At 51.5% G+C, this 14,304-nt stretch carries 11 protein-coding genes; 3 read left to right on the top strand and 8 right to left on the bottom strand.

Going from position 1 to position 14,304, the window contains the following annotated elements; genetic code table 11:
- Positions 1–141: 141 nt before the first annotated feature.
- The 5 genes from IEY46_RS00910 to IEY46_RS00890 all read right to left on the bottom strand — a co-directional run bounded on the left by IEY46_RS00910 (position 142) and on the right by IEY46_RS00890 (position 7,764).
- The gene (locus IEY46_RS00910; protein ID WP_188988256.1) at positions 142–1,872 is read right to left on the bottom strand and encodes a hypothetical protein; all 1,731 of its coding nucleotides are present in this window, start codon (positions 1,870–1,872) and stop codon (positions 142–144) included.
- Positions 1,873–1,953: 81 nt separating this feature from the next.
- Positions 1,954–2,493, bottom strand: coding sequence for a type II secretion system protein (locus IEY46_RS00905; RefSeq protein WP_188988254.1), 540 nt, complete (start codon positions 2,491–2,493; stop codon positions 1,954–1,956).
- Positions 2,477–3,001 carry a PulJ/GspJ family protein gene (locus IEY46_RS00900; protein WP_188988252.1) on the bottom strand — a complete coding sequence of 175 codons (525 nt, stop codon included), beginning with the start codon at positions 2,999–3,001 and terminating at the stop codon, positions 2,477–2,479. Before IEY46_RS00900 ends, IEY46_RS00905 begins: the two co-directional genes overlap by 17 nt.
- A 257-nt stretch (positions 3,002–3,258) precedes the next feature.
- Positions 3,259–4,881: an ABC-F family ATP-binding cassette domain-containing protein gene (locus tag IEY46_RS00895; RefSeq protein WP_188988250.1), complete on the bottom strand. Its 1,623-nt coding sequence runs from the start codon at positions 4,879–4,881 to the stop codon at positions 3,259–3,261.
- A gap of 171 nt (positions 4,882–5,052) precedes the next feature.
- Complete coding sequence (locus tag IEY46_RS00890) at positions 5,053–7,764, bottom strand: CHASE3 domain-containing protein (protein ID WP_188988248.1); 2,712 nt, start codon at positions 7,762–7,764, stop codon at positions 5,053–5,055.
- A gap of 225 nt (positions 7,765–7,989) precedes the next feature.
- Between IEY46_RS00890 and IEY46_RS00885 the strand changes: the two genes are divergently transcribed.
- The 3 genes from IEY46_RS00885 to IEY46_RS00875 all read left to right on the top strand — a co-directional run bounded on the left by IEY46_RS00885 (position 7,990) and on the right by IEY46_RS00875 (position 11,776).
- Positions 7,990–9,138: a conserved virulence factor C family protein gene (locus IEY46_RS00885; RefSeq protein ID WP_188988246.1), complete on the top strand. Its 1,149-nt coding sequence runs from the start codon at positions 7,990–7,992 to the stop codon at positions 9,136–9,138.
- 315 nt (positions 9,139–9,453) lie between these two features.
- Positions 9,454–10,446 (top strand): SPL family radical SAM protein, encoded by a 993-nt coding sequence (locus IEY46_RS00880; RefSeq protein WP_188988244.1) that lies wholly within the window; start codon positions 9,454–9,456, stop codon positions 10,444–10,446.
- 160 nt (positions 10,447–10,606) lie between these two features.
- Positions 10,607–11,776 (top strand): stalk domain-containing protein, encoded by a 1,170-nt coding sequence (locus tag IEY46_RS00875; protein ID WP_188988241.1) that lies wholly within the window; start codon positions 10,607–10,609, stop codon positions 11,774–11,776.
- 176 nt (positions 11,777–11,952) lie between these two features.
- Here the strand turns inward: IEY46_RS00875 and phnE (IEY46_RS00870) are convergent, their stop codons facing one another.
- From phnE (IEY46_RS00870) to phnC, 3 genes are read right to left on the bottom strand one after another with little or no spacing between them, the layout of a single operon-like run.
- Entirely contained in the window at positions 11,953–12,720 is a 768-nt protein-coding gene (gene phnE / locus IEY46_RS00870) for a phosphonate ABC transporter, permease protein PhnE (protein ID WP_188988239.1), read from the bottom strand.
- The gene (phnE, locus tag IEY46_RS00865) at positions 12,717–13,505 is read right to left on the bottom strand and encodes a phosphonate ABC transporter, permease protein PhnE (RefSeq protein WP_188988237.1); all 789 of its coding nucleotides are present in this window, start codon (positions 13,503–13,505) and stop codon (positions 12,717–12,719) included. The genes phnE (IEY46_RS00870) and phnE (IEY46_RS00865) overlap by 4 nt, the downstream gene beginning before the upstream one ends.
- The gene (gene phnC, locus IEY46_RS00860) at positions 13,502–14,275 is read right to left on the bottom strand and encodes a phosphonate ABC transporter ATP-binding protein (protein WP_188988235.1); all 774 of its coding nucleotides are present in this window, start codon (positions 14,273–14,275) and stop codon (positions 13,502–13,504) included. The genes phnE (IEY46_RS00865) and phnC overlap by 4 nt, the downstream gene beginning before the upstream one ends.
- Between the last annotated feature and the right edge of the window lie 29 nt (positions 14,276–14,304).

Here is a 14,304-nt window from a genome sequence, read left to right as displayed (position 1 = left end):
AGTTCATTACTGAAAATAAAATGTAGAGATAATTTCATATTTTAGAAAAGAGCAAAAAAAGACGCTTCGCAGCGTCTCTCAAAAATAGCCGTGCATCATAAAGCTCATACCCTATCCATCGGGTATTGGGGCAGGCTCGGCTTATTCCAGCCATTTCTTTCCGGTCGTCACCCTGATCTTGTTCACACGGGGCAGACCCACATTCTGGTCGGAAAAGACCTTCGGGTTGTACTGGATTTGAAATCTGGAATTCGTCTGAGCCGAAGCCATGCTGCTCGACTGATTATCAAATTGAAGCGTAGAACCGGTTGGATCGGGTTTCGTATCACCCTGTACCGCATTAATCGTCAGCTGCATCCGGGCAAAAAAACCGCCGCTGAGCTGGAAGGTCGAACCGACACCATACAGTTCGGCTCGCCCATCGGTATAAAAGAATGCGTCCAGCGATTTTTCATTCCCGCCTAATGGTTCAAATGAATCCACCCGGTAGATATTAATTTCCCCTTTGGAAATTAACACCATCTGTTTATCGGCCAGCCCCCGGATCGACGCATCCATCACCTCTGTATTTCCTAACGAGAAAATGGTCGCATCGATGTTAATTTTCCCTCTTAGCACGATATCGCCTGTAACGAGAATATTGGCATTGATTCTGGCAGGATCGGCTGCATCCTCTACGATCAGATCGCCATTAATAATAAGCCAGTCGCCACGGGCTTTGGATCCGGGATTGAAGCTGATTTCCCGGAGTGTATCCCCCAATGTTACCGTACCGCTAATTAAAGTGGATTGTGTCAGTCCCGTAAGCTTCTGCTCCAGCTCCTGCAGCTCGCTATTATAGCGGATCGTATCTGCATCCGAACCATCAGAGGGCTGGGGTTCGACTGGCGGACCCAGCCTGCCCGCGAACGAACTTGCATATGAACCGCTTGCCAGCAGACTCCTCAATTCTTGACCGGAAGACTTCGCTGCCAAGAGCAGCGTATTATAATGGCTGGACAAGGAAGGCGATGAGAGAACCAGCTTGTCGATGAAGGATTGCTCCACATTGATCGAGACGAACTTTTTCTTCTCTTCAATGACAATATCGCTGCCGATTGCGTTAAACTTCTCCAGCAGCGGAGTATCTGGCTTCAATAATGATTTATACATATTATTTTCTTTGTATTTCAATACATTCCGGCTAATCAGATGCTTGCTGCCATTGAGGAAAGGATATTGGCTGGCCGCTGTATGGGACACGCCTTTATAAATATAGGGAGCATAATCATCGATCAGCAATTCATCCCCTGCATAGAGAGCTCCCGCTATATAAGGGGAACCATTCAAGATGACATCGCCCTCGGAGCCTGCCGCATACTTCAGGAAATCCGGGAAGGTATCCAGCACAACATCCTGTTTCAGCTTGCGTCTGGCCCCGTTGACCGTCGCCTCGGCGGATACGGTAATCTGGTATTCATCGAATCGCAAGCCATTTTCGGTTTTTGTATTTGTGCCGGATCGCGTCAGCTTGTCCACCCTGTAAATAGGCCGTTTGGCTGCATCCAATTCGGAATCCGCAACCTGGAGATCGGACGGGTCCATATTTTCGTTCCGTTTTTCATTATAAGTCTGGATAAAAAGATCCAAATGATCGCTTAATTTATTTTGCCGCGGATCAAAAGCCTCGCCATCGAATTCCGTATAGATCGAGGCAATTGCCTCATTCACAGCCTTCTCGGCCAGATGCAGGCTCTGGACATTATCCTCGCTTCTTTGCGAGCGCTGGGCTCCGCCAAGGCTAGCTCCAAGTACGGCAACACCCAGCATCGCAAACAATAAGATCATAAACACAACAAGCAGCAGGGCCGAGCCTTTTTCTTCGCGTAGCATCGCCTTGGTTCCCCCCGGGAGTTTCCCTCCGATGAATCTTGTAGTAATAAAGCCTCGCCTTAACGGAATACCCTCATAGAACTAAAAGCCGAATTTGCTTTCAAGCATCAGCTCATGGTCCTTGCCGCCGTAGGATTGTTTCAGCTTCAGCTTGATTTGAATAAGTCCGCTGCTGCACGCTGCAAGACCCTGGCAATCCAGATTAATGACGGAGCCGGATAAATCGGAATCAATCCCAATTTCTTCATTCCCGATATAGAGGGATTTTTGCGTTTCCCCTTTGATCGCTACAGCTTCGGATTTTTCCACAGCATCCAGGTTCTGCGCGCTCTGGTCCCTGCTTTTCAACAGGATGCTGCTTGTATTCCCCTGCTCCTGCTCGATGATTTCCGGGCCGAAGGTATACAGCTCCGTTATAATGGAGGACATGATGAGATCCCCTTCATCGCGAAGGGAATTCTCGATCCGTACTTTATGATAGGCATTCAAGCCGAAGGTGATGGTGGAATAGATCAAGCCCATCACGACGGACAGAATGGTTAAGACGGCAATCAATTCAATCAAGGTTAATCCCTGTTCTTCCCGTAATTTTGCTTTTAGCCTGTCAACGTATAGCCTCATCCGTGATATACCCCTCCACTTCGACGATGTCACGTTTCCGCCCGCTATCCGAACTTTTCACTTTGACCAGGACGGGCAGCAAATACCGGGATTCAGGCTTGGCACTGTCGAGCAGCCGCGGCTGATATTCGATTGTAACCAGATATTCAATGCCGTTGATTTCAGGGCGCAGCACCTGGGCAAGCGTTTGCGTGTTTCGGACCGTTTCTGAATATACGCTGCAATCGAACAGGCTCTGATCATTCATTGCGCAGTTTTCCGGTGTAATAAGGGGATGCCCGTCTTTAAGGAAGTAAGCCTGAACAGGATCAAATGATTCCTTCTCCATATAAAATAAGGCATTGCGTGCCAGATTCACCATAACCGTCTTGTTCTGATTTCCTTTGGCATAGGAGAGAGCATTCATGAAAAAACCTGTCATGGTCAAGCTGACTGCGGACAGGATGACGATAGCCGCCAATATTTCAATCAGCGTGAAGCCGTCTTCGCCGCTGGCTGCCTGTTTCAAATCGCTCCCCCCCCAATTGGTAAAACTTTCTCTAATATTCTATCATAATTCGCCAAAAAATATGGTTTCAATCGGTTTTTGCAGGCCTGCAGTTCATATATTCAGGACCATATGCCTATTATTTTCGCCATGAAAATACCCCACGGTCGGCGCATGCACAAAAAAAACGGTTGAGCTCTCTCCCTTCCTTGCAGAGAGATGCCCAACCGCTTTTACACAGACCTGTTTAAAGGTCAGATTTGCTGTGAATTCCAAGCTTACTCCGGCGGATACATCCGTTCGCGAAGCGCTTTGACCTCATCGTTCTCCAAATATTCGTCATAGGACATAATCCGGTCGATAACGCCATTTGGCGTAATCTCGATAATCCGGTTCGCAATCGTCTGAACGAACTGATGGTCATGTGAAGTAAAGATCAGTGTGCCGTCAAAATCTATGAGACCATTGTTGAGAGCGGTAATCGATTCGAGATCCAAGTGGTTGGTCGGTTCATCCATCAGCAGGACATTAGAGCCCGACAGCATCATCTTGGAAAGCATGCAGCGGACCTTCTCGCCCCCGGAAAGCACGCTTGCTTTCTTCAGCGCCTCATCTCCGGAGAACAGCATGCGGCCAAGGAAACCACGGATAAAGCTTTCGTCCTGGTCCTTGGAGTATTGGCGGAGCCAATCCACAAGGTTCATTTCCACCCCGTCAAAATACGGTGCATTGTCTTTCGGAAAATACGCCTGGGTCGTCGTAATCCCCCATTGGTAGGTTCCCGAATCAGGCTCAAGCTCCCCTGTGAGCAGTTGGAACAAGACGGTCTTAGGTAGTGTGTTTGGACCAACCAGCGCGATTTTGTCGCCTTTGTTGACCGCCAGCGTCCAGTTGTCGATCAGCGTAACGCCGTCAACAGCCTTCGTCAAGCCTTCCGTCAGCAGCAGCTGCTTGCCTGCTTCGCGCTCCGGCTTAAAGTTGATAAACGGATATTTGCGGTTTGACGGACGGATGTCGTCCAGAGAAATTTTATCGAGCAGCTTCTTACGCGAAGTCGCTTGCTTCGATTTGGATTTATTGGCGCTGAAGCGCTGAATGAATGCCTGCAGCTCCTTGATCTTGTCTTCTTTTTTCTTATTGGAGTCACGCATCAGCGAGAGTGCAAGCTGGCTGGATTCGTACCAGAAATCATAGTTACCTACATAGAGCTGGATTTTGCCGAAATCAATGTCCGCGATATGCGTACAGACCTGGTTCAGAAAGTGACGATCATGGGAAACCACAATTACGGTACCTTCATATTTACTCAGGAAATCCTCAAGCCAGTGAATCGATTCCATGTCCAGATGGTTGGTAGGCTCATCCAGCAGCAGAATATTCGGCGTACCGAACAGCGCTTGCGCAAGAAGCACACGCACCTTCTCGTTGCCCGAGAGCTCCGACATTAATTTATCATGCAGCTCTGGCGGTATGCCAAGCCCGTTCAGCATGCTGGCCGCTTCGGACTCCGCTTCCCAACCATTCATATCGGCGAATTCCGCTTCCAGCTCGCCCGCACGCATCCCGTCCTCATCGGAAAATTCCGCTTTGGCGTAAATGGCGTCTTTTTCTTTCATAACCTCGAACAGCTTCTTGTAGCCCATAATAACCGTTTCGAGAACCTTGGACTCATCGTACTCATAATGGTTCTGTTTGAGCACCGCCAGCCGCTCGCCCGGCGTAATATGAACTTCACCGCTGGATTGTTCGACTTCACCGGATAATATCTTCAGAAACGTCGACTTGCCCGCTCCATTGGCGCCGATCAAACCATAACAATTGCCTGGCGTGAATTTAATATTCACATCTTCGAATAGCGCCCGCTTGCCGAAGCGAAGCGTAATGCCGCTTGTACTAATCATTGTTTGTGATCCCGTCCTTCACTACAATACTTTGTCATCACTCCATTATAGCACAAGAGAGCGTATTAATCCCATGCAAGCTTTACTTCTCTGCATGGGATCCAACAATCGGGCTGGGCGCACGCCCCGGACCGTCCCCCCGGGTAGCTTCGCTCCTCACCTGAAAGTCCGCTAGGATTTTCTCAGCCATACCCGCATCAGAGAAAAAAGCTGGTTCATTTCCAGCGGCTTGCAAATGTAATCGGAGGCACCGGCTTCCAGACATTTTTCCCGATCCTGCTTCATGGCTTTGGCGGTAACCGCAATTATCGGGAGCTGTGCAAGTCTCGGAATTTTGCGGATAGCCTTCATTGTTTCATATCCGTCCATTATCGGCATCATAATATCCATCAATACCATGTCGATATCGTTTTCCTTTTGCAGCATGATCAGACACTCTTGACCGTCCTGGGCGGAAAGCACCTTCATCCCTTCATTTTCCAAAGCGTTCGTTAAAGCAAACACATTCCGGATATCGTCATCGACCACAAGAACCTTCTTCTTCTTGAACCCAATGCTCTCTGCCCCGGAAGCTGCCTTTCCTACGGCTTGTTCTTCAAGGACCGGATGCTGCTTTTCCTCGGCCGCCATAATCTCCGCATGCGCGGTTATCAGCTCAACGATATCCCGCTCCTTGGAGGGTACGATCAAGGTAAAGGTGCTACCTGCTCCCTCTACGCTATCAACCGTTATTTTCCCGCCGATCAGAGCAGCAAATTCGCGGCTGATCGACAGACCCAACCCTGTTCCTCCGTAATGTCTGCTTGTGGTTCCATCAGCCTGCTGGAAGGCATCGAAGATAAGAGCCAGCTTGTCTTGCGCAATACCGATTCCCGTATCGGCAACGGATATCATCAAGCCATGATCGGTTCTGCTCTTATCCACTTCGAGCAATCTGCCCATCTCTACCGCATCCAGCCTTCTAACCTTGAATACGACTGAGCCCTGCTCCGTGAACTTGAAGCCATTGGACAGCAGGTTCCTGATAATTTGCATCATTCGCTGGGTATCCGTATAGAACAGCTCGGGGACATCGGGCTCCCACTCGATGACAAACTCCAGCCCTTTCTGCTCCGCGATCCCGGAGAATTGCTGATCGAGGATAGCAGGCAGCTCCGTCATATTCATGGCTTCTATTACAAGATCCATCTTGCCGGACTCGACCTTGGACAAGTCCAAAATATCATTGATCAGCGTAAGAAGGTCCTGACCGGCCGCGTTAATAATCCGGGCATATTCCAGCTCCTCCGGCGTATGCGTGCCATTGCGGTTCTCCGCAAGCATCTGCGACAGAATCAGCATGCTGTTGAGCGGAGTCCGCAGCTCATGAGACATATTGGCCAGAAACTGCGATTTATAAATGGAGCTTTGCTCCAGCCTGCCGGCATGCTCTTCCAGTACGACCTTCGTTTTCTCAAGCTCGCTGGATTTCTCTTCGGCAAAACGGTTTTGTTCCTCCAAATGCTCGTTGGCGACGCGCAGCTCTTCCTGCTGCGTCTGCATCTCCTCGGACTGCACCTGCAGCTCTTCGGTCATCGTTTGCGATTCCTTCAGCAGGCGCTCGATCTCCATTCGGCTCTCCACGCTGTTAATTGTCGTGCCGAAGGTTTCCAGTATCTTGCGAAACAGTCTTACCTGCAGTTCCCCGAAATTCTCAAGCGCCGCCAGCTCAACAACGGCCACCACATCTCCCTCAAACTCCACGGGAGCAATCAGGATCTGCCCGGCGGATGTGTGCCCCAGTCCTGAGCTTATCTTGATATAATCGTCTGGCACATGGTTCAGCCTGATCATCTGTTTGTCCCTTGCAGCCTGTCCGACGAGGCCTTCTCCCAACCGGAAGCTGCTGGCTCCAATCTCTATGCCCGACGCGGCGTATGAGGCTTTGTTGACCAGCCTGTAACGATCGCCTTTGCCGGCATGAATGTAGAGGACACCGTGTGAGGCATCCAGTATCGGTGTGATTTTGGAAATAAACTGCTGGGCCAGCGTATCGAGATCCTTAACCCCCTGATACATGCTGACCACCTCGGCCAGCTTCGCCTGTTTCCAGCTCTGCCGCTCCTGCGATTCCAGCAGCGTGTTGGTTGCGACTGCAAGATCCCTTATTTCATCATCGGTCGTGATTTCAATTCTCTGCGACAGATTACCGCCGGAAGCGATCTCGCCGATCGAACGGGTCACTTCCTTAATGGTGTTCACAATAACCCGCGAAATAACCGTGGCGGCAAGAATGGATATTAAGGCGACTATGACCAACAGACTGTACATGCCGACTTTGAGAAAATTATTCTGCGCGTTCAGCCGCTCTGCTCGGCTGTTGGTCAGCACCTTTTCCGTAACGCGGAAGTCCTCAAACTGGGAACGGATGGAATCCATTTGCTCTTTGCCCAGGTCGGTTTTGAAAAATTCGAAAATTTCCGCGGTTTTGTTTTCTTTCTTCATGGCGATCGTCGGGGCTCCGGCTATGTCAATCCAGTTCTGCATGGTCACTTTCAGATTCTCAAGCTTAGCCTGCTGGTCCCGGTTATCCATGAGAAGCCCATACAGACGGGAGTAATCGGCTTTCCAGCTATCCACAGCTTCTTCGTACGGAGCAAGATAACTTTCATCCCCCGTGATGATATAACCCCGCTGGGAGGTTTCCATGTTGAGAAATTTTTTCTCAATCTGATTGGTTAAATTATGGACTTCCACATCATGATTGGAAATAAAATCAATTTCATTCTGAAGGGATGAAATCCGGGTTGAAACGAGGATAACCGATACTGCCAGACATATAACAATCAACAGATATCCCATGAATATTTTGAATCTGATGCTGCGCCCTCCAAAAATTGACATCTATGATCTGCTCCTGCCTATTAAATGGTAACATGACCGGCTGTCGGCCGCTGTTTTCTATTAAATAATAATAACCTATAATGCGATCGATTTGCATAAAACTTAATGGCAATCCGGCGGCGGTTCGCTGGAGGGCTTAGCTTCTGTAACCGCAGCTGTTTGTGATGGGTCGGAGAATGGTTTACACTTGTAGCAAAAGGATTTACCCGATATGGAGGTATTGCCATGAAACTGTTATCCATTGAACCGACGCCAAGTCCCAATTCCATGAAACTGAACGTGGACGAGAAACTTCCTCAGGGACAGCGGCTCAGTTATAAGAAAGAACACGCTGCCGATGCGCCGGAACAGCTGCGCAGGCTCCTGGATATAGATGGCGTGCGCGGATTATTCCGTACCGCGGACTTTATTGCTCTTGATCGCAAGCCGGGCGCCGACTGGGAACGCATTCTGGCGGAAGCGCGAATTATCCTCCAGAGCGCCGAGGATGAGCAGGAAGATGGCGTCGCGGGGATCCAGCAGGAGCATTTCGGCGAAGCCCATGCTTCTGTACAAATGTACCGCGGTATCCCCATGCAGGTGCGCGTACGTCTCGGCGAACGCGAGATCAAGGCAGCCATGCCTGCGGCATTCACAGAAGCGGTCACAGCCGCTGCCGCCGCTTCTCTGATCCGCGAGCGCAAGCTGGAGGAACTCGGGGTCCGCTATGGCGAGCCCGAGGATATTGCCGCAGAGCTCGTCAAGGAGCTCGAAGCCGCGTACCCGCAGGAGCGGCTCAACGAGCTTGTGGCGGCCGCTGCCGCGGCCGGGCCGGCGGGCGGGGATGCAGCTGCGGCTGCCGCCCCGGTGCGGCCTGCCCCGCTGAGCGAAGCCGAGCTCGCCGGGCGTCTGGATTCACCGGATTGGAACGTGCGTTACGAGGCCTTGTCGCGCACGGCTCCTGAGCCGTCGATGCTTCCGCTGCTGGCCAAGGCGGTCGCCGACGAGAACGTCTCGATCCGCAGACTCGCCGTTGTGTATCTCGGCGATCTGCGTGTGCCTGAGGCCTTGCCGCTGCTGTTCCAGGCGCTTCGCGACTCCTCCGCCTCCGTAAGGCGCACCGCCGGCGATACGCTCTCGGACCTGGGCGATCCGTCGGCTACCGGTCCGATGATAGAAGCTTTGCGCGACCGCAACAAGCTGGTCCGCTGGCGGGCCGCCCGTTTCCTCTATGAGGCGGGAGACGAATCGGCTGTAGAAGCTCTGAAGGAAGCAGCCGCGGACACCGAGTTTGAAGTCAGCCTGCAGGCGCGGATTGCCCTGGAACGGATTGAGCGCGGGGAAGAAGCCGCCGGCTCCGTCTGGCAGCAGATGACCTCGCGAAACCGCGAATAATAGCCTGCTGTTCAGCGGCAGGTTCCCGGCAGACAACCTGTTTGAAAGTCTGCGTGCACTGGACCAGGCACAATTGCATATTGCTCCATAGATAAGGGAGAGCCCCGGGCGAGTCATACATCCGCCCGGGGCTTTCTTTATTTTATCCTGGCTTAGGAACGACTTCCAGAGAAAGGAGGAGCGAATGGATTTACATAGGAACATATGTTTGGTATAGTGAAAGACAAGCCGTATATGCAGGTCTGACCTTTAGGACCTTGTTTGCATAAATGATCGGTATTTGGGTGTTCCACTTCGGAAGGGAGAGAAGCTCTTATGGCGCAAAAAACTTACGAATACGCGACAGCCAAGCAGACGCTTAATAAAGTAACCGCCAAATCGATGCCTTTCGAATGGTCCGTCAATCCTTACCGCGGCTGCGCGCATGGGTGCAGCTTCTGCTATGCCAGAGCATTCCAAAGCTTTATCGGCCGGGATGCCGAGGACGAATTCCAGAACCATATCACCATCAAGCATAACGGGGCCCAGGCGCTGGAAGTCCAGCTGGCCAGAAACGCCAAAAAATTCGGTGGCGACCTCGAAGCCGCAGCTAACCATATTGGACAGGTAACTGTCGGAACCGCGACAGACCCCTACCAGCCCATTGAAAGCAAGGAGATGATTACTCGGGAGAGTCTGAAGGTGCTGGCGAAGTACCGGATATCAACTTCGATTACGACCCGTTCTCCCCTTATTCTGCGCGACCTCGATCTGCTACAGGAGATGCGTATATCGGCCGTAAATATCAGTATCAACACGCTGCGGGCCGATATCACGCGCAAGATGGAGCCTGCCTCCCCGTTTCCGGCCAAGCGTCTGGAAACCGTGGAAACCCTTGAGCGGCATGGCATCAGGACCGGCATATTCATTGCCCCGATACTCCCCTGCCTGACCGATGCAAGCAGCGATCTGGAGCAGCTCATTGCGGCTGCCAGAAATCATCGTGCTTCGTTCGCGCACGCTTCGCCACTGCGGCTGAGTCCCGATGTGAAAGCCTGGTATATGCATGTTCTTGAACTTCATTTTCCCAGGCTGCTGCCCGCCTACCGCACTTTATTCCCCGGAACTGGCGCCTACGCCAATCGCGCTTACACGGATCAGCTTATGGAGAAGGTGCATAATCTGCTTCATAATTACGGCTTCACCAGGCAGCCGCTTCCCCGCCCGGAACGGTCCGCCATTCAAGCTGTGGTTCAAGGCGCTCCGGGAGACCGAAAGTCCTTGCAGCAGCCAGGAAACGCGGTGGAGCAGCTTGAATTTTCATTTTGAGACTCATGCCGGGGCGGAATCGAACAATCCTTTTCCAGGAGCCGGATTAGGCTTCTATAAAATAACGGATATGATTTCCAGAATATGGACTGTTTGAAGAATGGAATTTGTATTATAATCATCCGGTGAAAGATAGACAATATAAAGGGGAACTGGAAACATGCGTAAATCATTATTATTTGTAATCGCGCTGATTATTATGGCTGCAAGCATCCCTGCTGCCGCATCGGCTGCAAAGCAGGAGGACGTTACAGCCGTGCTTGTAAACGGGACCAAAGTGGCCTATGCGCAGGCACCGATCACCAGGGACGGCACAACATTGGTATCGGCAAGGGAAACCTTTAAGAGCCTCGGACTCGAATTCAGCTGGGATGCGGCTAACCGCAGACTGCTCGGCACAAGCAAAGAAACAACCCTTGCCGTTACGCTCAACCAACCGACCGGTACGATAAACGGGATATCCGTGTTTCTGGGATCGCCCGCGATCGAGAAGAACGGCCGGATTATGGTGCCGCTGCGTTTCCTGCTCGATGGCGTTGGCGCATCCATGGTCAAGAAAGGCACACAGCTGCAGGTTATCACGGGCAGCCAGGAGAAGAGCCCATATTACACCGCGCTCCCCCTCCAAATCACCAATACGTCAGTAAAGAACTTGGGTACGGAGACCATTACCGTAAATTACGAGCATTTTGCCTATGATGACGAATTTTATTATTGGAAGGAATATTCCCTGGTGCTTGCTCCCAAGCAGAAGGCCGCTTTCCAGGATGCCGCCGCAATGCCCGGCGATACGATTACTCTTGATTATGAAGAGAACGTCTTTTTGGGCAGAACCATCAAGAGCATCACCGCCAAAGAAGTGGATACCCCAAGTAAAAGCTATCAGAAAGCTTCAAATTTATATCAATCCGACAATTATTATGGGGCACTTCAGAATGTTTTCCAGAAACAGTGGGATGACGTTGTTAAGTATTATAAGCAAGAGCTGGCCAAGAACAAGAATGTCCCGCTGCGCATTGAAGGATCCAATATCACTTACAATAGCATCGGCATCCCGGAAGCCAATATCGGCGTCACCAACTTGACCGGCAAACGAATCATTGCGATGGAGCTGTCCTTCAGCTGCCTGGATTCGTTTGGCGAGCCGGTAAACCAGATGTTTACCAAAAGCAACCGGTTTAGCGGCCGCGCCCAGGATATCAGTGCCGAAAGCTATGAAAGCTATACCTTGACCTGGACCTTGAATCTCTTTGAAAATTGCTCCAAAATATCCAACATCAAAATTGACCGCGTTGCTTACTCCGACGGAACGGTGTGGAAACGCAAATAAGCCGCCGCATTTCCTTCGCAAGGATCCTTGCAACATGGAGATGTAAACAAAGTCACTGCACCGTGAATAAAGTCATTGCAACACAAAATAGGACCAAGCGCATACGCAGCCGATCTCCATCGGTTCGCACCCCGCTTGGTCCTATTTTTTCATTCCCCCGCAGAATGATGCTCTGATTAGGTGACCCGCCTCCGGGCAAACCCGGACACCGCATCAATCACGGTTACCATCACAATGATCCCGAGAAGAATAATGCCGACGCGGTCCCAGTCCCGGCTGCTTAGTGCGAAAATCATCGGCGTTCCGATGCCGCCCGCTCCGATAATACCCAGAATAGTCGCCGAACGGACATTAATTTCAAACCGGTACAAGATATAGGAAATGAAACCGGGCAGCACCTGCGGAATAACCGCAAACCAGAGAATCTGCAATCGGTTGGCACCTGCAGCGGTCAGCGCCTCGCTTGGGCCTGCATCCACATTCTCGATCTCCTCCGAGAACAGCTTGCCCAGCATCCCGATGGAATGCAGGCCCAGTGCCAGCAACCCGGCAAAAGAGCCTGGACCCACAGCTTTAATGAACAAGATCGCCAATATGATTTCCGGAAACGTGCGGATAAAGCTCAGCAGGAATTTGCCTGTATCCGATATTGCTTTGCTTTTCGTATTCCTTGCCGCCGCCCAGAACGCAATCGGTATGCACAGAAAGGCGGAGATAAACGTCCCCATAACCGCAATCGCCAATGTATCGAGAAGTCCGCGCAGCAGATCCTCACCCTCGGGCAAATAAATATATCCCCAATCCGGCGAGAAAATCCCCCTTAAAATCGCTTTTGTAATTTGCCCGGCTGTTTCTTTGAACCCGCTGAACGGGATTCCGGCAAAGGTCCAGACGTAAATGAGCAGCAGCGCAGCATAAATAAACCAGCTTTTTCTTATTCTCATCCTAATTTCCCCCGCAGCCAGGTGCTTGCGTAATCGATCAGCAGGACAACCGCCAGAGTGAAAACAATTATCGTATTGGTTTTGTCATATTCCAGAAAACCGAGCGTTTTCTCATAATATTGTCCAATGCCGCCGGCCCCCACCAGCCCCAGAATCGCAGCGGCCCGAACATTGATTTCAAAGGTATACAGCACATATGAAATAAAGCTTGGGCTTACCTGCGGGATCAGGCCGTAGACGATCCACTGTATCTTGTTGGCACCGACCGCGGTCATCGCTTCGAGCGGACCGGGATCGATGGTCTCCACCGACTCGAAGGTCAGCTTGGCAATCAGACCCATGGAGAAGATGGACAGCGCGAAGATGCCCGGCACCACTCCCAGACCAAACACCGCCACAAAAATGGAAGCCAGAAGCAGGTCGGGAATCGCCCGGATCAGGTTGAGCACTAACCGGACCGGATAGAAAATCCATCCGCGGCGGATAACATTGCTGGCGGAGAGCAGTGAAACCGGGATCGCCAACATCGCGCCGAAGGTGGTGCCCGCTATCGCCATACGGACGGTTTCCAGCATTGCCCCCGCAATATTGTCCAGATAGCTCCATCTCGGGGGGAACATCTCCCGCAGCAGCTCCAGCATATTGGGCAAGCCCTGCACAAGCGCCGTGATGGACGAACCCGTTTGCGCATAGCTGCCCCACAACAGGAGCAGCACAAGCACTGCGGTCAGAACATGCTTGGTTCGGCCAGGCTTGTCCCTCATTCGATCTGCATTCGGGTTCATGAGCTTTGTTCTCCCAACCGTTCATCGGATTTGATTGAACGTCCGTAGATCTCTTCAAAAGTCTCATCAGTCGCTTCTTCCACCGGCCCGTCAAATACGATTCCCCCTGCCCGCAAACCGATGATGCGGGTGGCATACTGCTTCGCCAGATCGACAAAATGAAGATTGACGACGGTGGTGATACCCAGCTCCAGATTAATGGTTTTCAAATCGTCCATGACCTGCCTGGTGGTCAGCGGATCCAAAGAAGCCACGGGCTCATCCGCCAGAATGATAGTGGCCTCCTGCGCCAGCACCCTGGCAATGGCTACCCGCTGCTGCTGCCCTCCGGACAGCTGGTCGGCTCGCGAATAGGCTTTCTCTGCAATATTAACCCGCTCCAGTGCACGGAATGCCAAATCCATATCGGCTTTGGGAAACAGACCGAATACGGTGCGAAGCGTGGAATGATAACCTACTCTGCCGGCCAGAACATTGCGGATGACCGACGAGCGCTTCACCAGGTTAAAGTTTTGAAAAATCATACCGATTCCTCTGCGGATACGCCGGAGAGCCGAGCCTCTTGCTTTGGTAATGGATTGACCGTCAATGAGAATTTCGCCTTCATTTAATTCATGAAGCCGGTTGATCGACCGCAGAAGCGTGGACTTCCCCGCTCCCGACAGACCTACAATAACGACAAACTCCCCCCGTCTGATCGTCAGGCTGATATTGGCGAGACCTATTGTTCCGTTGGGATATGTTTTGGATACGTTGCGAATCTCAATCACCTTAGGCTATCATCCTTTGATGTTCAAGT

This window comes from Paenibacillus nasutitermitis, from assembly GCF_014641075.1.
Taxonomy (GTDB): Bacteria; Bacillota; Bacilli; order Paenibacillales; family Paenibacillaceae; genus Paenibacillus_Z; species Paenibacillus_Z nasutitermitis.
The sequence above is the reverse complement of the archived record's forward strand: the minus strand, read 5'-3'. Positions and strand labels throughout refer to the sequence as shown.

Bases quoted from the DNA above. Each gene is read 5' to 3' on its own strand.
- IEY46_RS00890 (WP_188988248.1), bottom strand. From the start codon at position 7,764: ATGTCAATTTTTGGAGGGCGCAGCATCAGATTCAAAATATTCATGGGA.
- phnE (WP_188988239.1), bottom strand. From the start codon at position 12,720: ATGAGAATAAGAAAAAGCTGGTTTATTTATGCTGCGCTGCTGCTCATT.
- IEY46_RS00910 (WP_188988256.1), bottom strand. From the start codon at position 1,872: ATGCTACGCGAAGAAAAAGGCTCGGCCCTGCTGCTTGTTGTGTTTATG.
- IEY46_RS00905 (WP_188988254.1), bottom strand. From the start codon at position 2,493: ATGAGGCTATACGTTGACAGGCTAAAAGCAAAATTACGGGAAGAACAG.
- IEY46_RS00895 (WP_188988250.1), bottom strand. From the start codon at position 4,881: ATGATTAGTACAAGCGGCATTACGCTTCGCTTCGGCAAGCGGGCGCTA.
- IEY46_RS00875 (WP_188988241.1), top strand. From the start codon at position 10,607: ATGCGTAAATCATTATTATTTGTAATCGCGCTGATTATTATGGCTGCA.
- IEY46_RS00880 (WP_188988244.1), top strand. From the start codon at position 9,454: ATGGCGCAAAAAACTTACGAATACGCGACAGCCAAGCAGACGCTTAAT.
- phnE (WP_188988237.1), bottom strand. From the start codon at position 13,505: ATGAACCCGAATGCAGATCGAATGAGGGACAAGCCTGGCCGAACCAAG.
- IEY46_RS00885 (WP_188988246.1), top strand. From the start codon at position 7,990: ATGAAACTGTTATCCATTGAACCGACGCCAAGTCCCAATTCCATGAAA.